This window comes from Streptomyces sp. NPDC050564, from assembly GCF_044457265.1.
GTDB lineage: Bacteria > Actinomycetota > Actinomycetes > Streptomycetales > Streptomycetaceae > Streptomyces.
Genome location: NZ_JBITGS010000011.1, coordinates 49,397 through 71,201, shown reverse-complemented (window position 1 = coordinate 71,201; position 21,805 = coordinate 49,397). Strand labels below are relative to the sequence as shown.

Below are 21,805 nucleotides of genomic sequence, written 5' to 3'. Positions count from 1 at the left end.
CGTTCATGGAGTGAGACCGGCACGAAAGGTAGAGTCCGGCGGCGTGCACCTCAAGGCCCTGACCCTGCGCGGGTTCAAATCGTTCGCCTCGGCGACCACGCTGCGGTTCGAGCCGGGTATCACCTGTGTCGTGGGGCCCAACGGTTCGGGCAAGTCCAATGTCGTGGACGCCCTGAGCTGGGTCATGGGCGAGCAGGGGGCCAAGTCGCTGCGCGGCGGCAAGATGGAGGACGTCATCTTCGCCGGCACCACCGGCCGTCCACCGCTCGGCCGCGCCGAGGTGTCGCTGACCATCGACAACTCCGACGGGGCGCTGCCCATCGAGTACGCCGAGGTCACCATCACGCGGATCATGTTCCGCAACGGCGGCAGCGAGTACCAGATCAACGGTGATACCTGCCGTCTCCTCGACATCCAGGAGCTGTTGTCCGACTCCGGCATCGGCCGCGAGATGCACGTCATCGTCGGCCAGGGCCAGCTCGACTCCGTTCTGCACGCCGATCCGATGGGCCGCCGCGCCTTCATCGAGGAGGCGGCGGGCGTCCTCAAGCACCGCAAGCGCAAGGAGAAGGCGCTGCGGAAGCTGGACGCGATGCAGGCGAACCTCGCGCGAGTGCAGGACCTGACGGACGAGCTGCGGCGGCAGTTGAAGCCGCTCGGCCGCCAGGCGGCCGTCGCCCGCCGCGCCGCCGTCATCCAGGCAGACCTCCGGGACGCGCGCCTGCGCCTGCTGGCCGACGATCTCGTACGACTCCGCCAGGCGCTGCAGACCGAGATCGCCGACGAGGCCGCGCTCAAGGAACGCAAGGAAACCGCCGAGGCGGAGCTGAAGAAGGCGCTCCAGCGGGAAGCTCTTCTGGAGGACGAGGTACGGCAGCTGACGCCGCGTCTCCAGCGCGCCCAGCAGACCTGGTACGAACTCTCGCAGCTCGCCGAGCGGGTACGTGGCACGATCTCGCTGGCCGACGCGCGCGTGAAGAGCGCCACGTCCGTGCCCGCCGAGGAGCGGCGCGGCCGCGACCCCGAGGACATGGAGCGCGAGGCCGCGCGGATCCGCGAGCAGGAGGCCGAGCTCGAAGCGGCTCTGGAGGCAGCCGAGCGCGCCCTGGAGGACACCGTCGCGCACCGCGCCGAACTGGAGCGCGAGCTCGCCGTCGAGGAGCGTCGCCTGAAGGATGTGGCCCGCGCCATCGCCGACCGCCGCGAGGGCCTCGCCCGCCTCAACGGCCAGGTCAACGCCGCCCGTTCACGCGCCGCCTCCGCGCAGGCAGAGATCGACCGGCTCGCCTCCGCCCGCGACGAGGCACAGGAGCGCGCGGTCGCGGCCCAGGAGGAGTACGAGCAGCTGAAGGCCGAGGTCGACGGCCTCGACGCGGGCGACGCGGAGCTGACGGAGCGGCACGAGGCGGCCAAGCGGGCACTCGCCGAGGCGGAGGCCACGCTGACGGCGGCCCGCGAGGCGGCCACGGTGGCGGAACGCAGGCGTGCCGCCACCCAGGCCCGTCACGAGACCCTCGCCCTCGGGCTGCGCCGCAAGGACGGCACGGGAGCGCTGCTCGGGGCGAAGGACCGGCTGACGGGGCTGCTCGGGCCGGCGGCCGAGCTGCTGTCGGTGACACCCGGCTTCGAAGTTCCCCTGGCCGCGGCCTTCGGCGCGGCAGCGGACGCGATCGCGGTCACCACCCCCGCCTCCGCCGCGGAGGCCATCCGCCTGCTGCGCAAGCAGGACGCCGGGCGGGCGGCGTTGCTGCTGGCGGGCGCACCGGAGGAGCCCGCAGCGGGCGCGGCGCGGCGCGACGGCTCCGGCCCGGCGACCGGAGGCGTACGCAGGGACGTTCCGGCGGGACCGGGCTCCCCTGCAGCAGGGCAGACGGTGTCCGGCCAGGCGGGGCGGCCCGCAGACGGTTCGCACGCTCCCGCAGCGGCGCAGCCCGCGGTCCCGCCGATGGCCCACGGCACCACCGATGACGTACGCGGTGGGGCGGGGATCGGGGAGCACCGGGCGCCGGGTACCGCGGGTGGTGCTCCCGGCGGGATGCTCGCGGCCGGGCGCGACGATGTGTACGGCGCCACCGATGGCGTACGCCACGGCGCCGGGAGCGGTACGGGAACCGGGTCCGAGGCCGGTGAGCACCGGGCGCCGGATGTCGCGGGCGGTGCGGAGCGGCGCGTCGACGCGTACGGCACACCCGAGGGCGTATCCCGCGCCGATCACCGGGCCGACGGGCCTCCGTACGCCGCCGATCTCGTCCGGGGCCCCGCCGAACTCATGCCCGCCGTACGGCGACTGCTGCGGGGGATCGTCGTCGTGGGCACCCTCGAAGATGCCGAGGACCTGATCTACGCGCGGCCCGAACTCACCGCCGTCACCGCTGAGGGCGACCTGCTCGGGGCGCACTTCGCGCACGGCGGCTCCGCCGGGGCGCCCAGCCTGCTCGAAGTGCAGGCATCGGTCGACGAGGCGGCGGCCGAACTCGAAGAACTCGCCGTCCGCTGCGAGGAGTTGACCGAGGCCCAGCACCTCGCCACCGAGCAGAGGAAAGAACGGGCGGCGCTCGTCGAGGAGTTGGGTGAGCGGCGACGGGCCGCCGAGCGGGAGAAATCGTCCGTGGCGCAACAGCTCGGGCGGCTGGCCGGACAGGCGCGGGGAGCTGCCGGGGAGGCCGAGCGGAGTACGGCCGCCGCCGCGCGGGCGCAGGAGGCGCTGGAGCGGGCCGTGGAGGAGGCCGAGGAGCTGGCCGAGCGGCTCGCCGTCGCCGAGGAGATGCCCGTCGAGGAGGAGCCGGACACCTCCGTGCGCGACCGGCTCGCCGCCGACGGCGCCAACGCGCGGCAGACCGAGATGGAGGCCCGGCTCCAGGTGCGTACGCACGAGGAGCGGGTCAAGGGGCTCGCAGGGCGGGCCGACGGACTCGACCGGGCCGCGCGTGCCGAACGCGAGGCACGCGCGCGTGCCGAGCAGCGCCGGGCCCGGCTGCGGCACGAGGCGGCGGTCGCCGAGGCCGTCGCCTTCGGTGCGCGCCAGCTGCTCGCGCACGTAGAGGTCTCGCTCACCCGGGCCGAGGAGGAGCGGGCCGCCGCGGAGAGCGCCAAGACGCACAGGGAGCAGGCGCTCGGCGTCGCCCGCAACGCGGGCCGCGACCTCAAGGCGGAGCTCGACAAACTCACGGATTCGGTTCACCGCGGCGAGGTACTCGGCGCCGAGAAGCGGCTGCGCATAGAGCAGCTGGAGTCGAAGGCGCTGGAGGAGCTCGGTGTCGAACCGGCGGGGCTTGTCGCGGACTACGGTCCCGACCAGCTCGTGCCGCCCTCGCTCCCCGCCGAGGGCGAGGAACTGCCCGAGGACCCGGAGCATCCGCGCAACCAGCCCCGGCAGTTCCACCGCGCCGAGCAGGAGCGACGGCTCAAGTCGGCCGAACGGGCCTACCAGCAGCTGGGCAAGGTCAATCCGCTCGCCCTGGAGGAGTTCGCCGCGCTGGAGGAACGCCACAAGTTCCTCAGCGAGCAGCTCGAGGACCTCAAGAAGACGCGTGCCGATCTGCTTCAGGTGGTGAAGGAGGTCGACGAGCGCGTCGAACAGGTCTTCACCGAGGCGTACCGGGACACGGCCCGGGAGTTCGAAGGGGTCTTCAGCCGGCTGTTCCCGGGAGGGGAGGGGCGGCTGATCCTGACCGACCCCGACAACATGCTCACCACGGGTGTGGACGTCGAGGCGCGGCCCCCGGGCAAGAAGGTCAAGCGGCTGTCCCTGCTCTCCGGCGGTGAGCGGTCGCTGACCGCCGTCGCGATGCTCGTGTCGATCTTCAAGGCGCGGCCCAGCCCGTTCTATGTGATGGACGAGGTCGAGGCGGCGCTCGACGACACCAACCTGCAGCGACTGATCCGCATCATGCAGGAGCTGCAGGAGGCCTCGCAGCTGATCGTGATCACACATCAGAAGCGCACGATGGAGGTCGCTGACGCGCTGTACGGCGTCTCCATGCAGGGCGACGGTGTGTCGAAGGTCATCAGCCAGCGGCTCCGCTAGATGCGTGTAGGCCACACCGGTTATGACCTGGCCTTCCTTCTGAGTTCAAGTGTTGAACACAAGTGCACGACTCCTGTGTCGAAAATTCACAGCTAGGGAACTGTTGACTTCGAAACTTGAAGGCATAGTCTCTGCAACGTTGCTTTTACCTTCAGGTGGTGGGTGGCGCGAACTTGTGCGCCCCGGAACCACCCCTGGAGGGCTTACCCCCACCCCCCGGCAGCGAGGCCGGTGGCCCGAGGAGTTTCACGTGACCAGCACTGCGCAGGCACCGCAATCAAGAGCCAGGACGGCTCACCCCGAACATCTCGGGCATGTCATCTTCATCGCGGCGGCGGCCGCGATGGGCGGCTTCCTCTTCGGCTACGACAGTGCCGTGATCAACGGCGCCGTCGAAGCCATCCGAAGCCGTTACGACATCGGCTCCGCGGCGCTGGCGCAGGTCATCGCCATCGCGCTGATCGGCTGCGCCATCGGCGCGGCGACCGCGGGTCGCATAGCCGACCGCATCGGCCGCATCCGTTGCATGCAGATATCCGCCGTCCTCTTCACGGTCAGCGCCGTCGGTTCGGCACTGCCCTTCGCGCTGTGGGACCTCGCCTTCTGGCGCATCATCGGCGGTTTCGCCATCGGTATGGCCTCCGTGATCGGCCCCGCCTACATCGCCGAGGTCGCCCCGGCCGCGTACCGCGGACGCCTCGGATCCTTCCAGCAGGCCGCGATCGTCATCGGCATCGCCATCTCGCAGCTGGTGAACTGGGGCATCCTCAACGCCGCCGGCGGCGACCAGCGCGGCAAGCTCCTCGGCCTCGAGGCCTGGCAGGTCATGCTCGGCGTCATGGTCGTCCCGGCTGTCCTCTACGGTCTTCTCTCCTTCGCGATCCCCGAGTCGCCGCGCTTCCTGATCTCCGCAGGCAAGGACGAGCGCGCCCGTGAGGTGCTCAAGGAGGTCGAGGGCGACAAGGTCGACCTGAACGCCCGCGTCGCCGAGATCGAGCACGCCATGAAGAGCGAGCACAAGTCGACCTTCAAGGACCTGCTCGGCGGCAGCTTCTTCTTCAAGCCGATCGTCTGGGTCGGTATCGGCCTCTCGGTCTTCCAGCAGTTCGTCGGCATCAACGTCGCGTTCTACTACTCCTCGACGCTGTGGCAGTCGGTCGGTGTCGACCCGACGGACTCGTTCTTCTACTCGTTCACGACGTCGATCATCAACATCATCGGCACCGTGATCGCCATGATCTTCGTCGACCGGATCGGCCGTAAGCCGCTCGCGCTCATCGGTTCCGTGGGCATGGTCATCGGTCTCGGCCTCGAGGCCTGGGCCTTCTCCTTCGACCTCGTCGACGGCAAGCTGCCGGCCGCCCAGGGCTGGACCGCCTTGATCGCCGCGCACATCTTCGTCCTCTTCTTCGCCCTCTCCTGGGGTGTCGTGGTCTGGGTCTTCCTCGGCGAGATGTTCCCGAACCGGATCCGCGCCGCCGCGCTGGGCGTCGCCGCCTCCGCGCAGTGGATCGCCAACTGGGCCATCACCGCGAGCTTCCCGTCGCTGGCCGACTGGAACCTCTCCGCGACCTACGTGATCTACACGATCTTCGCCGCGCTCTCCATCCCCTTCGTGCTCAAGTACGTGAAGGAGACGAAGGGCAAGGCCCTGGAGGAGATGGGCTGAGCCTCCTGACAAAGGCTCCCCGAAACTCGGGGAGAAGGGCCAAGTCCCCGCTGCCCCTCTCCTCGTACTCGTAAAAGACGTACTGCCCCGGCTCAGCCCTCGACTCCTTCGAGGTCCTTGAGCCGGGGCAGTACGTTTTCGCAGAACAGGTGCAGGCTGCGCCAGCCCTCGTCGATCGGCATCCCGCCTGACAGCGGATGCAGCACGAAGTTGTCCAGGCCCTCCTCCACGCACGCACCGGGCGTGAGGATCCGGTAGACGCCCTCGGCGCGCAGCTCGTCGACCGTGGTGGCCGCCGACTTCACCGCCGAGCGGATGTCGCCGGACTGCCAGGAGGCGTACGTCCGCGCCTCGTGCAGGAAGTGCCCGCCGTACTCGGCCCACGCCCGGTCCGGGTCCTCGGCGATGTGCAGCAGCGGGGTCTCGGCGGCGGGCATCATGGTCCAGCCCTCGGTGCCGTACTCGATGAGCCGCTCCTTGTAGTACGCCTCCAGCTCGGGAAGGTGCGCGCTGGGGAAGAACGGCAGCCCGAGCCGGGCGGCGCGCCGAGCCGCGGCCTTGGACGAACCGCCGACCAGCAGCAGGGGGTGCGGATCCGAGAAGGGGCGCGGGGTGACCCGTACCGTACGGCCCCGGTACGCGAACTCCTCGCCGGTCCACGCCTTCAGCACCGTCTCCAGCAACTCGTCCTGGAGCGCGCCGCGCCGCTTCCAGTCGACGTCGAAGAGGGCGTACTCCTCGGGCCGGTAGCCGATCCCGGCCACTGTGACGAGCCGTCCGCCGCTGAGCAGATCGAGTACGGCGATGTCCTCGGCGAGGCGCAGCGGGTCGTGCAGCGGACCGATGACCGCGGAGACGGTGACCGCGATGTGCCGGGTCGCGCCGAAGACCGCGCCGGCGAACGCGAACGGCGAGGGCAGCCAGTTGTTGGCGACACCGTGGTGTTCCTCGGTCTGCACGGTGGTGATCCCGCGGTCGTCGGCGTACGCGGCCATCTCGACCGCCGCCTTGTAGCGGGCACTCAGCGACGCGGGCGTGGCGTCGGGGTCAACGAGGTTGAAGCGTACGACGGTTACGGGCATGGGGAGTCCCCCTTCGTGTGTGAAGGGGGACGGTAGCTGACGGTGCGTCAGACGGCCATAGCGGCGGGCTCTTCGGCAGGTTCGGTCCCGGGTGCGACCACTGCGGGCTTCGGCAGGGCGGCGTACAGGAGGAAGGAGACCATGATCGTCGCCACCCAGCCCAGGCCGTACTCGCCGATGGGGTTGCCGGAGGCCAGCGGGCCCGTGAACCAGTCGGACCTCGTGAACAGCAGTCCGCTGCCCAGACCCAACGCCCACGCGGCGACCGCGGCGGGACTGAAGCCGCCCCGGTACCAGTAGGCGCTGGTCCGCGTGGTGTCGAGCAGGGCCTCGGCGTCGTACTCCTTGCGGCGCAGCATGTCCGCTCCGAACACGCCCACCCATGCGGAGAAGGCGACGGCGAGCAGCGACAGGAACGCGATGAACGAGCCCATGAAGCTCGTCGCGACCAGCATCAGGACGCCGCCGAAGACCAGCGAGATGACGGCGTTGACCGAGACGGCCCAGTGCCGCGGCACCTTGAAGCCGAGCGTCTGCGCGGTGAATCCCGCCGAGTACATGGACATCGCGTTGATCAGCAGCATGCCGACCAGGGCGATCAGAAGATACGGCACCGCGATCCACAGCGGCAGGATCGCGCCGAGGAAGGAGACCGGGTCGGCGGCCGAGGCCAGATCCGGCGTGGAGACCGCCATGACGGCGCCCATCAGGACCATGGGCAGTACGACGATGCCGGCGCCGCCGATGGAGTTGCGCACGATCGCCGCGGACGACGCGGTGCGCGGCAGATAGCGCGTGAAGTCGGGGGAGGAGGGCACCCAGCTGATGCCGCCCGCGGCGATGAGGCCGACGCCCGTGATCATCGAAGACGTCTGGCCCGCCGCCTGTCCGAAGACCTTGCTCCAGTCCGTGTCCACGATCAGATAGCCGAGGACGAGCACCGAGAAGCCGCCGAAGAGGTAGGTCGCCCACTTGTTGCACTTCTGGACGGCCTTGATGCCGAGTCCCGAGATCGCGAACGTCGTGATGACGAAGAGCAGCAGCGTCACGATGATCAGGAACGTGTTGCTCTTGATGCCGAAGAGGATGTCGAGGACGGTGAGCAGCGCGTAGGCGCCGGTCACCGCGTTGATCGTCTCCCAGCCCCAGCGGGCGATCCAGATCAGGGAGCCGGGCAGGAGATTCCCGCGCTGGCCGAAAACCGCGCGGGACAGGGCCATGCCGGGAGCGCCGCCGCGCTTGCCCGCGATGCCGATCAGTCCGACCAGGCCGTACGACACGATCGGCGCCGCGATGCCGACGACCAGGGCCTGCCAGAAGTTGAGTCCGTAGGTGACGGCCAGGGTCGCGCCCATGGTCAGCAGCAGGACGCTGATGTTGGCGGCGACCCAGGTGGGGAACAGGTCGCGGGTTCTCGCGGTGCGTTCGGAGTGGGGGACCGGCTCTATGCCACGGGTTTCGAGGGCTTCGCGGGCATGACTTTCGAGGGCGCCATCGGAGGGCTCGGTGGTGCTCATGGCGAATCATCATACTTTGGTGAGAGTGCTGCCTTCTTGTGACCTATGTCCTTTGGAGGAAGCCACGGAATCTCGCCCGGGAAGGAGAAACCGCCTCCTGCGGGAGGGATGGCCGATACTGGGGGACGTTATGGAAATCGTCATCCTTGCTGTAGTCATCGCCGTGGTCGTGATCGGCGCGCTCGGCGGGCTCGTCATCGGCAGTCGCAAGCGGAAGCAGCTGCCCCCGCCGCCCCCCGCCGCCCCCGACATCACCGCCCCTCCGGCCGAGCCGCACGTCGGCGACGAGGCCGAGACGCCGCGCGAAGAACCGCGCCGCACGATCGAGGAGGTGGATCTTCCCGAGGGCTCGGCGGCCACGTCCGTCGCCGTCGAGGAGCCCCCACCCGTTGTCGAAGTTCCCGAGATCGAGATCCCGGAGCCGACCGCCGGGCGTCTCGTGCGCCTGCGCGCCCGCCTGTCCCGCTCGCAGAACGCGCTCGGCAAGGGGCTGCTCACGCTGCTCTCCCGCGAGCACCTCGACGAGGACACCTGGGAAGAGATCGAGGACACGCTGCTCACCGCCGATGTCGGCGTGCAGCCCACCCAGGAGCTGGTCGAGCGGCTGCGCGAGCGCGTCAAGGTGCTCGGCACGCGTACCCCCCAGGAGCTGCGCAGCCTGCTGCGCGAGGAGCTCCTCAACCTGATCGGCACCGACTTCGACCGCACCGTCAGGACCGAGCCCGAGGCCAGTAAGCCCGGCATCGTGATGGTCGTCGGCGTCAACGGCACCGGCAAGACCACCACCACCGGCAAGCTCGCCCGCGTCCTGGTGGCCGACGGCCGCACCGTCGTCCTGGGTGCCGCCGACACCTTCCGTGCCGCCGCCACCGAGCAGCTGCAGACCTGGGGTGACCGGGTCGGCGCCTACACCGTGCGCGGGCCCGAGGGCGGCGATCCCGCTTCCGTCGCCTTCGACGCGGTCAAGGAAGGCAAGGAGATGGGCTACGACGTCGTGCTCATCGACACCGCGGGCCGGCTCCACACCAAGACCGGCCTCATGGACGAGCTCGGCAAGGTCAAGCGCGTCGTCGAGAAGCACGCGCCGCTGGACGAGATTCTGCTGGTGCTCGACGCCACGACCGGGCAGAACGGGCTCGTGCAGGCCCGCGTCTTCGCCGAGGTCGTCGACATCACCGGCATCGTGCTGACCAAGCTGGACGGCACCGCCAAGGGTGGCATCGTCGTCGCGGTGCAGCGCGAGCTGGGTGTGCCGGTCAAGCTGGTGGGTCTGGGCGAGGGCGCGGACGACTTGGCGCCGTTCGAGCCGGAGGCGTTCGTGGACGCGCTCATTGGTGAGTAGTCCCGGCTTAGCGAAGAAGAAGGGCCCCGCCGCATGGTGCAGATGAGGCGGGGCCCTTCGCTGTTGTCCCCCGGCAGGAGCCGGGCGCGCGACCTGTGGGCCGGGAGCTACACGCGCGACCGATGCGCCACGTACGCCAACGTGCCGAGCAGCAGCCGTGCCTGCGGTGGCTTCGTCGCCGAGTCCAGGGCGGGGGAGCGCAGCCACTGGACCGGGCCGAGGCCGCCTCGGTCGGAGGGCGGGGCCGTGACATACGTACCGGGGCCCAGACCGTGCAGGTCGAGGGACGCGTCGTCCCAGCCCATCCGGTAGAGCAGCTCGGGGAGCTCGGCCGCCGCACCGGGGGCGACGAAGAAGTGGGCGCGGCCGTCCGGGGTGGCCGTGACCGGTCCAAGGGGGAGCCCCATGCGTTCGAGGCGGACGAGCGCGCGGCGCCCGGCGGCTTCGGCGACCTCGATCACGTCGAAGGCGCCGCCGACCGGCAGCATCACCGCGGCCCCCGGGAACTCGGCCCAGGCCTCGGTCGCCTCGTCGAGTGTGGCGCCGGCCGGGATGGTCGGCGCGAAGTCCAGCGGGTGCGCACCCGGTGCGGGGCAGGCGGTCTTGCCGCACGAGCATGCCCCGGCGGCGGCCCGGGAGCCCGGGACCACGTCCCAGCCCCACAGCCCGGTGAACTCGGCCACGGCGGTGCACTCCGACGAGCGGCCGCGGCGCCGCGAGCCGGGCCGGATTTCGCGCATCCCCCGACTACTGCCGATCGTGAAGCCCATGCCCCCTCCAACGGGTCCGACGCACCGGTGGTTACGTCAGGGAAGCGGAATGTAACCCTCTGTATCCCGACTTCCCCGTGCCGCGCGGTCCAGGCGGCGCTTAGTGGTGCCCCGGGTGGTGCGCTTGGCTGCGTGCGCCCCGGCGTACACCGCTCCGCCCACTCCCGGCCGTCATGTGTCAAGTGAATCGCGCACAGGCCACGCGGAGTTCATTCGAAGGGGTGGCGAATGGTGGCGTTTGCGGGATCGCCATGGCTGGACGGGTGATCGTAGGATTACTTTGAGTGCACGAGTCCTGGGGACGTATGCACTCGTGGGTATGCCAAGGGCAAGTCGGCTTCCCGTTCGAAGGGTGAGAACTGCCGGACGCGCGGCCGTATTTACCGGCATTCTGATAGGGCTTGGGCGCACGCAGCGTGCAAGTGGTCTCAGGGATGGGGGCGTTCCAGTGGGCGGCAACGGCGGAAGCGGGACGAACGCTGACAAGCGCCCCAATGAGCTGCTCGGCTCGTGGTTCGTGCGCAGCGGCTGGTCCAAGGGCGAGCTCGCACGTCAAGTGAACCGCAGGGCTCGCCAGTTGGGGGCCAATCACATCTCCACGGACACCTCGCGGGTACGCCGCTGGCTCGACGGGGAGAACCCGCGGGAGCCGATCCCGCGGATCCTGTCCGAGCTGTTCTCCGAGCGGTTCGGCTGTGTCGTCGCCGTCGAGGACCTCGGTCTGCGCGCCGCGCACCAGTCACCGTCCGTGTCCGGCGTCGACCTGCCCTGGACGGGTCCGCAGACCGTGGCGCTGATCAGCGAGTACTCGCGCAGCGACCTGATGCTGGCGCGCCGCGGCTTCCTCGGCAGCTCGCTGGCCCTCTCCGCCGGCCCGGCGCTCATCGAGCCCATGCAGCGCTGGCTCGTGCCCGCGCCCACACCGCTGTACCAGGAGCCCGAGCCCCCGGCCTCGACCCGCCGAGGCGGCCGGCTCTCCAAGCCCGAGCTGGACCTGCTGGAGTCCACCACCGTCATGTTCCGGCAGTGGGACGCCCAGTGCGGTGGCGGCCTGCGCCGCAAGGCGGTCGTCGGCCAGCTGCACGAGGTGACCGACCTGCTGCAGGAGCCCCAGGCCGCCGCGACCAACAAACGCCTGTTCAAGGTGGCCGCGGAGCTGGCCGAGCTGGCGGGCTGGATGAGTTACGACGTGGGGCTCCAGCCCACCGCGCAGAAGTACTTCGTGCTCGCCCTGCACGCCGCCAAGGAAGCGGGCGACAAGCCGCTCGGCTCGTACATCCTCTCCAGCATGAGCCGCCAGATGATCCACCTCGGCCGGCCCGACGACGCCCTCGAACTCATCCATCTCGCGCAGTACGGAAGCCGTGACTGCGCGAGCCCGCGCACCCAGTCGATGCTGTATGCGATGGAGGCCCGCGCCTACGCCAACATGGGCCAGCCCGGAAAGTGCAAGCGGGCCGTCCGGATGGCCGAGGACACCTTCGCCGACGTCCATGAGTGGGACGACCCGGACCCCGACTGGATCCGTTTCTTCTCGAAGGCCGAGCTGTACGGCGAGAACTCGCACTCCTACCGTGATCTCGCCTACGTCGCCGGGCGCAGCCCCACGTACGCGTCCATGGCCGAGCCCCTGATGCAGCAGGCCGTCGACCGCTTCGGCAAGGACCAGGAGCACCAGCGTTCGTACGCCCTCAACCTCATCGGCATGGCCACCGTGCACCTCCTGCAGCGCGAGCCCGCGCAGAGCGCGGTGCTGGCCAAGGAGGCGATGACGGTCGCCAAGAAGGTGCGCTCCGAGCGGGTCAACACTCGTATCCGAAAGACGGTCGACACGGCGGCCCGCGACTTCGGGGACCTCGGCGAGGTCATCGATCTCACCGACCAGCTCGCCATCGACCTGCCCGAGACGGCCGAGGCGGTCTGACCGGGCCGCCTGAGCGGCCCCGGCCCAGTACTCCGGCCACGGCCGGCTGTCCCGAACTGCCCGACTCGGCTCCCCCATGCCAGGTCATCGGACGGCCGACCGTGGCCGGTTTCCCGCCTTCCAAGAAGGTTGCGCCACGATAACGATCGCTCGGGCCGGTATCAGGCAGTTCATGGACACGTAACACACAGGACCTCTTCGTCACTGGCGCGAAACATCGAGGGGCTTCGACGGAAACGGCGCTGCGCCAATCTCATGGCGCATAACCGGCCCACCCCTCACGCCCACTCAGGCTTCGCCCGCACGGGGCCGTACCAACGACGAGGAGACGCCGATGGCACCAGCCATCACCCTTGCCGCAGAGGCACCCAAGCTGTCTGCCGCCAACACAGGGTTCATGCTCATCTGTTCCGCCCTGGTGCTGATCATGACGCCCGGCCTGGCCTTCTTCTATGGAGGCATGGTCCGCGTCAAGAGCACCCTCAACATGCTGATGATGAGCTTCATCAGCATGGGGATCATCACCATCCTGTGGGTCCTGTACGGCTTCTCCCTCGCCTTCGGCACCGACAAGGGCTCGTTCATCGGCTGGACCTCGGACTGGGTCGGCCTCAGCAACGTCGGTCTGACCGAGCTGTGGCCCGGCTACACCATCCCGATCTTCGTCTTCATGGTCTTCCAGCTGATGTTCGCGATCATCACGCCCGCACTGATAAGCGGCGCTCTCGCGGACCGCGTGAAGTTCACGGCGTGGTCGCTGTTCATCGCACTGTGGGCCACGGTCGTCTACTTCCCGGTCGCACACTGGGTCTGGGGCACCGGCGGCTGGGCCTTCGACCTGGGCGTGATCGACTTCGCCGGTGGTACGGCCGTCCACATCAACGCGGGTGCCGCGGCGCTCGGCGTGATCCTCGTCATCGGTAAGCGCGTCGGCTTCAAGAAGGACCCGATGCGTCCGCACAGCCTCCCGCTGGTCATGCTCGGCTCCGGTCTGCTGTGGTTCGGCTGGTTCGGATTCAACGCCGGTTCGTGGCTCGGCAACGACGACGGCGTCGGCGCGCTGATGTTCGTCAACACGCAGGTCGCCACCGCGGCCGCCATGCTGGCCTGGCTCATCTACGAGAAGATCCGCCACGGCGCGTTCACCACGCTGGGTGCCGCCTCCGGCGCGGTCGCCGGTCTGGTCGCCATCACCCCGTCCGGTGGTGCGGTCTCCCCGCTCGGCGCCATCGCCGTCGGTGCCATCGCCGGTGTCGTGTGCGCCATGGCCGTCGGCCTGAAGTACAAGTTCGGCTACGACGACTCACTCGACGTGGTCGGCGTGCACCTCGTCGGCGGTGTCATCGGCTCCCTGCTGATCGGCTTCTTCGCCAGCGGCAAGGGTCAGTCCACCGTCGAAGGCCTCTTCTACGGCGGCGGTCTCACTCAGTTCTGGAAGCAGTGCGCCGGTGTCTTCGCCGTCCTCGGCTACTCCCTCGTCGCCTCCGCGATCCTCGCCTTCCTCATCGACAAGACGATGGGCATGCGGGTCACCGAGGATGAGGAGATCGCGGGCATCGACCAGGCCGAGCACGCCGAGACCGCATACGACTTCAGCGGCGCCGGCGGCGGCGCTGCTCGCACCGCCGTCCCGGCCCTCGCGGACGCGGCGACCAAGAAGGTGGACGCATGAAGCTCATCACCGCCGTCGTGAAGCCCCACCGGCTCGACGAGATCAAGGAGGCCCTGCAGGCCTTCGGGGTGCACGGTCTGACGGTCACCGAGGCCAGCGGCTACGGTCGGCAGAGGGGCCACACCGAGGTCTACCGTGGCGCCGAGTACACGGTCGACCTGGTCCCCAAGATCCGCATCGAGGTGCTGGCCGAGGACGACGACGCCGAACAGCTCATCGACGTCGTCGTGAAGGCGGCCCGCACCGGCAAGATCGGTGACGGCAAGGTCTGGTCCATCCCGGTCGAGACAGCCGTCCGGGTCCGGACCGGCGAGCGCGGCCCGGACGCGCTCTAACCGGACCCGCTCGAAGAGGCAGAAAGACAGGAGTCGCTGGGTGACGAGTACGGACATGCGTACGGAAGCAGAGGACTCGGGACCCAGCGGCTACGCGGCGGCCCGGCTGCGCCTCCTCCAGGAGGGGGCGCGGTCCGGGCCGCCGCGCCGTGCCGCCCTCGCGGAACTCACCGACGACTGGCTGACCGGCCTGTTCACCGCGGGCTCCGAAGGACTGCGCGGGGCGTCGCTGGTCGCCGTCGGCGGCTACGGACGCGGCGAACTCTCTCCCCGCAGCGACCTCGATCTGCTGCTCCTGCACGACGGCAGCGACTCCGGCGCGGTCGCCGCCCTCGCCGACCGCATCTGGTACCCCGTCTGGGACCTGGGCCTCGCCCTGGACCACTCCGTCCGTACGCCCGCCGAGGCCCGCAAGACCGCGGGCGACGACCTCAAGGTGCAGCTGGGGCTGCTGGAAGCCCGGCATCTCGCGGGCGACCTCGCCCTCACCGCCGGATTGCGTACGGCCGTGCTCGCCGACTGGCGCAATCAGGCGCCGAAACGTCTCCCCGAACTCCAGGAGCTGTGCGCCGAACGGGCCGAGCGCCAAGGAGAGCTGCAGTACCTCCTCGAACCGGACCTGAAGGAAGCGCGCGGCGGGCTGCGCGACGCCACCGCCCTGCGCGCCGTCGCCGCCTCCTGGCTCGCTGACGCGCCCCGCGAGGGCCTCTCCGACGCTCGGCGCAGGCTCCTCGACGTACGCGACGCGCTGCACCTCACCACCGGACGAGCCACCGACCGCCTCTCGCTCCAGGAGCAGGACCAGGTCGCCGCGGAACTGGGGCTGCTGGACGCCGACACCCTGCTGCGCCAGGTGTACGAGGCCGCGCGCGTCGTCTCGTACGCCAGTGACGTCACTTGGCGCGAGGTGGGGCGCGTGCTGCGTTCGCGCGCCGTTCGTCCGCGGCTGCGCGCCATGCTGGGCGGCGGCGCCAAGCCCGCCGCGGAGCGCTCCCCGCTCGCCGAGGGTGTGGTCGAGATGGACGGCGAGGTGGTGCTCGCACGCACGGCACGCCCCGAACGCGATCCCGTACTCCCGCTCCGCGCCGCGGCCGCGGCGGCCCAGGCGGGGCTCCCCCTGTCCCTGCACGCCGTACGGCGCATGGCCGCAGCGGCGCGCCCGCTGCCCACGCCCTGGCCCGCCGAGGCCCGCGAACAGCTCGTCACGCTCCTCGGCTCGGGCCGCCCGACCGTCGAGGTCTGGGAGGCGCTGGAGGCGGAGGGTCTGATCACCCGCCTCCTGCCCGACTGGGAGCGGGTCCGCTGCCGGCCGCAGCGCAACGCCGTGCACATCTGGACCGTCGACCGCCACCTCATCGAGACGGCCGTCCGCGCCTCCGAGCTCACCCGCCGCGTGGGCCGCCCCGACCTGCTGCTCGTGGCCTCCCTGCTGCACGACATCGGCAAGGGCTGGCCCGGCGACCACTCCGTGGCCGGCGAGATCATCGCGCGGGACGTCGCCTCCCGGATCGGCTTCGACCGCGCGGACGTGGCGGTGCTCGCCGCCCTCGTACGCCACCATCTGCTGCTCGTCGACACCGCGACCCGGCGCGACCTGGAGGACCCGGCCACGGTCCGCTCGGTCGCCGAGGCAGTGGGCTCGCAGGGCACTTTGGAACTGCTGCACGCCCTGACCGAGGCGGACGCCCTGGCCACCGGCCCCGCCGCCTGGTCCTCGTGGCGCGGCTCCCTCGTCGCCGACCTGGTCAAGCGGGTCTCGGCCGTACTCGCCGGGGACGCTCCCGAGGAGCCCGAAGACGCGGCGCCCACGGCCGAGCAGGAGCGGCTCGCGATCGAGGCGTTCCGGACGCGCGGGCCCGTACTGGCGCTGCGCGCGCAGACCGAGCCGCCGGCCGAGGAGACCGCCGGCGACCCGGAGCCGCTGGGCGTGGAGCTCCTCATCGCCGTGCCCGACCAGCCCGGCGTGCTCCCCGCGGTCGCGGGCGTCCTCGCCATGCACCGACTGACCGTCCGCACCGCCGAGCTGCGCGCTTTCGACCTGCCCGACGGTGTGGAGGGCTCGGTGCTGCTGCTCAACTGGCGGGTCGCCGCCGAGTACGGCTCCCTGCCGCAGGCCGCCCGTCTGCGCGCCGATCTCGTACGCGCCCTGGACGGCTCCCTCGACATCACGGCCCGGCTCGCCGAACGGGACGCCGCCTACCCCCGCCGCCGCGGAACGGTCGCGCCGCCGCCCCGTGTGACGGTCGCCTCGGCGGCCTCCCGCCACGCCACGGTCATCGAGGTCCGCGCCCACGACGCCCCCGGGCTGCTGCACCGCATCGGGCGGGCCCTGGAGGACGCGAACGTCCGGGTGCGGAGCATGCACGTCTCCACGCTCGGCGCGAACGCCGTGGACGCCTTCTACGTGACCGGCACGAAGGGCGCGCCCCTGCCGGGGGAGGAGGCGGCCTCGGTGGCCCGCGCCCTGGAGGAGACGCTGCGGGGCTGAGCGCCCCGAGCAAGCGCGGGTGCGTTTCCCCGGACCCGCTCGGAGCGCCCGCCCCGTACGGGATCGGGGGGGTGCCCCCGGTCTCGTACGAACGCGGTGGAGACCGCACCGCACGCGGCCAGATACCCTGGAGGGCGATTCCCTTCGCCCCCGACCCCTGAGGACCGACGAGCGCCGTGTTCGATACTCTCTCCGATCGCCTCTCAGCGACGTTCAAGAACCTGCGGGGCAAGGGCCGGCTGTCCGAAGCTGACATCGACGCCACCGCACGCGAGATCCGTATCGCGCTCCTCGAGGCCGACGTGGCCCTGCCCGTCGTGCGGACCTTCATCAAGAACGTCAAGGAGCGCGCGCTCGGTGCCGAGGTCTCCAAGGCGCTGAACCCGGCCCAGCAGGTTCTCAAGATCGTGAACGAGGAACTCGTCACGATCCTCGGCGGCGAGACCCGCCGTCTCCGGTTCGCCAAGAACCCGCCCACCGTGATCATGCTCGCGGGTCTGCAGGGTGCCGGTAAGACCACCCTCGCCGGAAAGCTCGGCAAGTGGCTCAAGGACCAGGGCCACTCCCCGCTGCTGGTCGCCGCCGACCTCCAGCGCCCGAACGCCGTGAACCAGCTCAGCGTCGTCGCCGAGCGCGCCGGCGTCGCGGTCTACGCGCCCGAGCCGGGCAACGGCGTCGGTGACCCGGTCAAGGTCGCCAAGGACTCCATGGAGTTCGCGAAGACCAAGGTCCACGACATCGTGATCGTGGACACCGCCGGTCGCCTCGGTATCGACCAGGACATGATGCAGCAGGCCGCGGACATCCGCGACGCCACCTCTCCGGACGAGATCCTCTTCGTCGTCGACGCGATGATCGGTCAGGACGCGGTCAACACCGCCGAGGCCTTCCGCGACGGCGTCGGCTTCGACGGCGTGGTCCTGTCGAAGCTCGACGGCGACGCCCGAGGCGGCGCGGCCCTCTCCATCGCGTCGGTCACCGGCAAGCCGATCATGTTCGCGTCGAACGGCGAGAAGCTCGACGACTTCGACGCCTTCCACCCGGACCGGATGGCCTCCCGCATCCTCGACATGGGTGACCTGCTCACCCTGATCGAGCAGGCGGAGAAGACGTTCAGCCAAGAAGAGGCCGAGAAGATGGCCTCCAAGCTGGCGTCCAAGAAGGGCCAGGACTTCACCCTGGACGACTTCCTGGCCCAGATGGAGCAGGTCCGGAAGATGGGCAGCATCAGCAAGCTGCTCGGCATGCTCCCCGGTATGGGCCAGATCAAGGACCAGATCAACAACCTCGACGAGCGCGACGTCGATCGCACGGCCGCGATCATCAAGTCGATGACCCCGGCCGAGCGCCAGGAGCCGACGATCATCAACGGCTCGCGCCGCGCCCGTATCGCCAAGGGCTCCGGCGTCGAGGTCAGCGCCGTCAAGGGCCTGGTCGAGCGCTTCTTCGAGGCCCGCAAGATGATGTCCCGGATGGCTCAGGGCGGCGGCATGCCCGGGATGCCCGGGATGCCGGGCATGGGCGGCGGTCCCGGCCGCACCAAGAAGAAGACCAAGCAGGCCAAGGGCAAGCAGCGCTCCGGCAACCCGATGAAGCGCAAGCAGCAGGAGCTGGAGGAGGCGCAGCGCCGCGAGGCGGGCGCCCAGGGCGGCAACGCGTTCGGTCTGCCGCAGCAGGGCGGCCAGGACTTCGAGCTGCCGGACGAGTTCAAGAAGTTCATGGGCTGACGGTTCTGTCCGTACGGGCGATTGCGCCGGTACGTCACTGGGGGCGCCCCTCGTCCGAGGGGCGCCCCCAATGTGTTGTGTGCGGGTGCTGGCATGCATTTCGTGTCGTAACGTCCCAATATGAGCAACTCCGTGCCGCCGCGCAAGGCTCCAGACCAGCCGTGGCGTACCGAGGGCACGCCGCCGGAGCCGACCGGGCCGCCCTCCGGGAGACGGAGGATGCCCGGGGGCTGGATCGGCCTGGTCATTGCCGCCCTGGTCGTGTTCGTCATCGCCATCCTGGTGCTGTCCTTCTTCAATGAGGGCAACGAGCCGACGATCTCGTACACGGAGTTCAGCAAGCAGGTCGACAACGGCAACATCACCAAGATCTACTCCAAGGGCGACGCGATCCAGGGCCAGCTCAAGAACGCCCAGGACAACCCGGAGGGCGGCGGGAAGTACACCAAGTTCAAGACCCAGCGCCCGTCCTTCGCGGACGACAAGCTCTGGCAGAACCTGGAGAAACACCAGGTCACGGTGACCGCCTCGCCGGTGGTCCAGCAACGCAGCTTCCTCTCCAACCTGCTGCTCTCCCTGGCCCCGATCGTGCTCCTGGTAGTGCTGTGGATCTTCTTCGCCCGACGATTTCGGGCGGGCCTGGGCGGTGCCGGCGGCATGCTCGGCCGCAAGGCACCCCCGAAGCCGGTCGAACTGCAGCCCGGCACCCCGCGTACGACCTTCGCCGACGTGGCCGGCATCGACGAGGTCGAGGGCGAACTGAACGACGTCGTGGACTTCCTCAAGAATCCGGACGCCTACCGCAGGATGGGCGCGAAGATGCCGCGCGGCGTGCTGCTCTCCGGTCCGCCCGGCACGGGCAAGACACTGCTCGCACGGGCGGTGGCGGGGGAGGCGGGAGTTCCCTTCTTCTCGGCCTCTGCCTCCGAGTTCATCGAGATGATCGTCGGCGTCGGCGCGTCCCGTGTCCGTGAACTGTTCGCCGAGGCCCGCAAGGTCGCCCCCTCCATCATCTTCATCGACGAGATCGACACGATCGGCCGGGCGCGGGCGGGCGGCTCCGGCATGGGCGGCCACGACGAGCGCGAGCAGACGCTGAACCAGATCCTGACCGAGATGGACGGCTTCTCGGGCTCCGAGGGCGTCATCGTCATCGCCGCGACGAACCGCGCGGACATCCTCGACCCGGCGCTCACCCGCCCCGGCCGCTTCGACCGCATCGTCAATGTCGCGCCCCCCGACCGCGGCGGCCGCGAGGCGATCCTGGCGATCCACACCCGCGACATTCCGCTGTCGCCCGATGTGAACCTCTCCCAGGTGGCCGGTACGACCCCGGGCATGACCGGAGCGGACCTCGCGAATCTCGCCAACGAGGCGGCCCTGTTGGCGGTCAAGCGCAAGCAGGAGCAGGTCACGCAGACGGACCTCTCCGAGGCGCTGGAAAAGGTGCAGCTGGGCGCGGAACGCGCGCTGGTCATGCCGGAGGCGGAGCGCCGCCGCACGGCCTACCACGAGAGCGGCCACGCCCTCCTCGGCATGCTGCAGCCGGGCGCGGACCCGGTCCGCAAGGTCACGATCGTCCCGCGCGGCCGAGCCCTGGGCGTGACGCTGTCGACTCCGGAAGCGGACAGATACTCGTACACGGAGGAGTACCTCCGCGGCCGGATCATCGGTGCCCTGGGCGGCATGGCCGCCGAACACGTCGTCTACGGGGTCATCACGACGGGCTCGGAGAACGACCTCGAACAGGTCACCAACATCGTCCGCGGCATGGTCGCCCGCTGGGGCATGAGCGAACGGGTCGGCCGCCTCTCCGCCCTACCGAACGACGCCCAGCAGGCCTACGGCCTCGCCGCCGCCCCGGCGACCCTGGACTCCATCGACCACGAGATGCGCCGCATCGTCGACGAGTGCTACGAGGAGGCCTGCGACAAACTCCGCGACCACCGTGACCAGCTCGACGCCCTCGCGGAGGCGCTCCTGGCGAACGAGACGCTGGAGGAGGCGGAGGCGTACCGCATCGCGGGCGTCAAGAGGCTGGGGTAGGGGTGTTTCGCCCCTCCGCCCGGAAGGGGCGCGGGAACTGCGCGACCGGCCCCCACCCACCCGAAGTCGAAGAACAGCCCGGCGGGGTCCGGGGCGCAGCCCCGGGTACGGGACGGGCAGGGGTGGAGGGGGGCGAAGAACGCCTGCGCCCTCAGCTCGTACGAGCGATCAGGTACCGGAACACGTTGGGCATCCACACCGTCCCGTCCCGCCGCTGGTGCGGATGAAGCGCCTCGGTCAGCTCCTTGTCCACCTGCACCTGATCCGTGGCCTCGACCGCCGCGTCGAACAGCCCCGTCGAGAACAGCCCCCGCACCGCACTGTCCACATCGGCATACCCGAACGGACAGGCGACCCGCCCGGATCCGTCCGGCCGCAGCCCGGCCCGCTGAGCGACCTCCTCCAGGTCGTCCCGACAGGCGGCCCGCCAACTCCCCGCCCCCCGAAGGGGATCGGCCAACTTGGTGGCGACCCGCAGCACCGCGGAGGAGGTGCACCGCTCCGGCGGCCCCCACCCGACCAGCACCACAGGAGCCCCCCGCTCGGCGAGCGGCGTGGCCGAGCCGAGCAGCGAGCCCAGCACTTCGGAGTCCCCGGCCACACAGCCGATCGGCTCCAACGCGGTCACCAGGTTGTACGCCGGCGCTCCCGCGACGGCCACGTCCGCGGGGGAGCCCTCCACGAGTCGGGCTTCCGCACGCGCGCGCCTGCCCCATGCCTCCGGCAGCAACCGCTCCCGCGCAAGGGCCAGCCGCTCGGGCGACGAGGAGTCGACGCCGGTGACGGCGGCACCCCGAGCGGCCGCCATCAGAAGGGCGAGCCCCGACCCGCAGCCGAGGCCGAGAAGCCGCGTCCCACCGCCCACTTCGAGTCGCTCGTAGACGGCCTCGTAGAGCGGTACCAGCATCCGCTCCTGGATCTCGGCCCAGTCACGCGCGCGTGCAGACTGATTCACCCGGGGTGCCGCCCCCGCGTGAGGTAGTTGCTGCCGCACGAGCGTAGGTGTCATCGAAAGCGCCCCAATCCGCCGAGAGTTGCCGCTGTGCCCCGTTTCCCTGGCCCCCGTGCAGTGCGCCGCACTCCCCCCGTATGCCAGGAAACTCCGCGCTCGACGTGGCGTCCAGGGGTTGCGGCGCCCGGCTTGTGCGCTCCCCGTGCGCGCCGCGAGAATTCACATTCCGGCAATGTGCCCCCGTACCATCGCCG

Annotated in this window: 13 protein-coding genes; 9 read left to right on the top strand and 4 right to left on the bottom strand. The window is 70.3% G+C overall.

From position 1 onward, the window contains the following. Positions 1-43: 43 nt before the first annotated feature. Complete coding sequence (locus ACIBK0_RS19030; protein ID WP_399081084.1) at positions 44-4,027, top strand: AAA family ATPase; 3,984 nt, start codon at positions 44-46, stop codon at positions 4,025-4,027. A gap of 250 nt (positions 4,028-4,277) precedes the next feature. After that, on the top strand, positions 4,278-5,696 hold the full coding sequence (locus ACIBK0_RS19025) for a sugar porter family MFS transporter (RefSeq protein WP_399081082.1): 1,419 nt from the start codon (positions 4,278-4,280) through the stop codon (positions 5,694-5,696). 92 nt (positions 5,697-5,788) lie between these two features. On the opposite strand, the gene ACIBK0_RS19020 is transcribed toward ACIBK0_RS19025, so the two are convergent. Both ACIBK0_RS19020 and ACIBK0_RS19015 read right to left on the bottom strand, forming a co-directional pair. Continuing rightward, a complete protein-coding gene (locus tag ACIBK0_RS19020) occupies positions 5,789-6,778 on the bottom strand; it encodes an LLM class flavin-dependent oxidoreductase (protein ID WP_399081080.1) in 990 nt (329 codons plus the stop codon). A gap of 47 nt (positions 6,779-6,825) precedes the next feature. Continuing rightward, complete coding sequence (locus ACIBK0_RS19015; protein ID WP_399081078.1) at positions 6,826-8,295, bottom strand: cytosine permease; 1,470 nt, start codon at positions 8,293-8,295, stop codon at positions 6,826-6,828. Between the two features lie 130 nt (positions 8,296-8,425). Between ACIBK0_RS19015 and ftsY the strand changes: the two genes are divergently transcribed. Next, the gene (gene ftsY / locus ACIBK0_RS19010; protein ID WP_399081076.1) at positions 8,426-9,637 is read left to right on the top strand and encodes a signal recognition particle-docking protein FtsY; all 1,212 of its coding nucleotides are present in this window, start codon (positions 8,426-8,428) and stop codon (positions 9,635-9,637) included. 107 nt (positions 9,638-9,744) lie between these two features. On the opposite strand, the gene ACIBK0_RS19005 is transcribed toward ftsY, so the two are convergent. Continuing rightward, positions 9,745-10,407 (bottom strand): bifunctional DNA primase/polymerase, encoded by a 663-nt coding sequence (locus ACIBK0_RS19005; protein ID WP_399081074.1) that lies wholly within the window; start codon positions 10,405-10,407, stop codon positions 9,745-9,747. Positions 10,408-10,855: 448 nt separating this feature from the next. Between ACIBK0_RS19005 and ACIBK0_RS19000 the strand changes: the two genes are divergently transcribed. From ACIBK0_RS19000 to ftsH, 6 genes are all read left to right on the top strand, one after another. Beyond that, on the top strand, positions 10,856-12,331 hold the full coding sequence (locus ACIBK0_RS19000) for a hypothetical protein (protein ID WP_399081072.1): 1,476 nt from the start codon (positions 10,856-10,858) through the stop codon (positions 12,329-12,331). A 334-nt stretch (positions 12,332-12,665) separates the two neighbouring features. Then, positions 12,666-14,003: an ammonium transporter gene (locus ACIBK0_RS18995; RefSeq protein WP_399081070.1), complete on the top strand. Its 1,338-nt coding sequence runs from the start codon at positions 12,666-12,668 to the stop codon at positions 14,001-14,003. After that, positions 14,000-14,338, top strand: coding sequence for a P-II family nitrogen regulator (locus ACIBK0_RS18990; RefSeq protein ID WP_054235369.1), 339 nt, complete (start codon positions 14,000-14,002; stop codon positions 14,336-14,338). The genes ACIBK0_RS18995 and ACIBK0_RS18990 overlap by 4 nt, the downstream gene beginning before the upstream one ends. Before the next feature lie 40 nt (positions 14,339-14,378). Then, on the top strand, positions 14,379-16,826 hold the full coding sequence (locus ACIBK0_RS18985; protein ID WP_399081067.1) for a [protein-PII] uridylyltransferase: 2,448 nt from the start codon (positions 14,379-14,381) through the stop codon (positions 16,824-16,826). Between the two features lie 176 nt (positions 16,827-17,002). Beyond that, positions 17,003-18,553, top strand: a complete 1,551-nt coding sequence (gene ffh, locus ACIBK0_RS18980; RefSeq protein WP_399081065.1) for a signal recognition particle protein — start codon at positions 17,003-17,005, stop codon at positions 18,551-18,553. Between the two features lie 120 nt (positions 18,554-18,673). After that, entirely contained in the window at positions 18,674-20,599 is a 1,926-nt protein-coding gene (gene ftsH, locus ACIBK0_RS18975) for an ATP-dependent zinc metalloprotease FtsH (RefSeq protein WP_399081063.1), read from the top strand. Positions 20,600-20,750: 151 nt separating this feature from the next. Here the strand turns inward: ftsH and ACIBK0_RS18970 are convergent, their stop codons facing one another. Continuing rightward, positions 20,751-21,608: an SAM-dependent methyltransferase gene (locus ACIBK0_RS18970; protein WP_399081061.1), complete on the bottom strand. Its 858-nt coding sequence runs from the start codon at positions 21,606-21,608 to the stop codon at positions 20,751-20,753. Between the last annotated feature and the right edge of the window lie 197 nt (positions 21,609-21,805).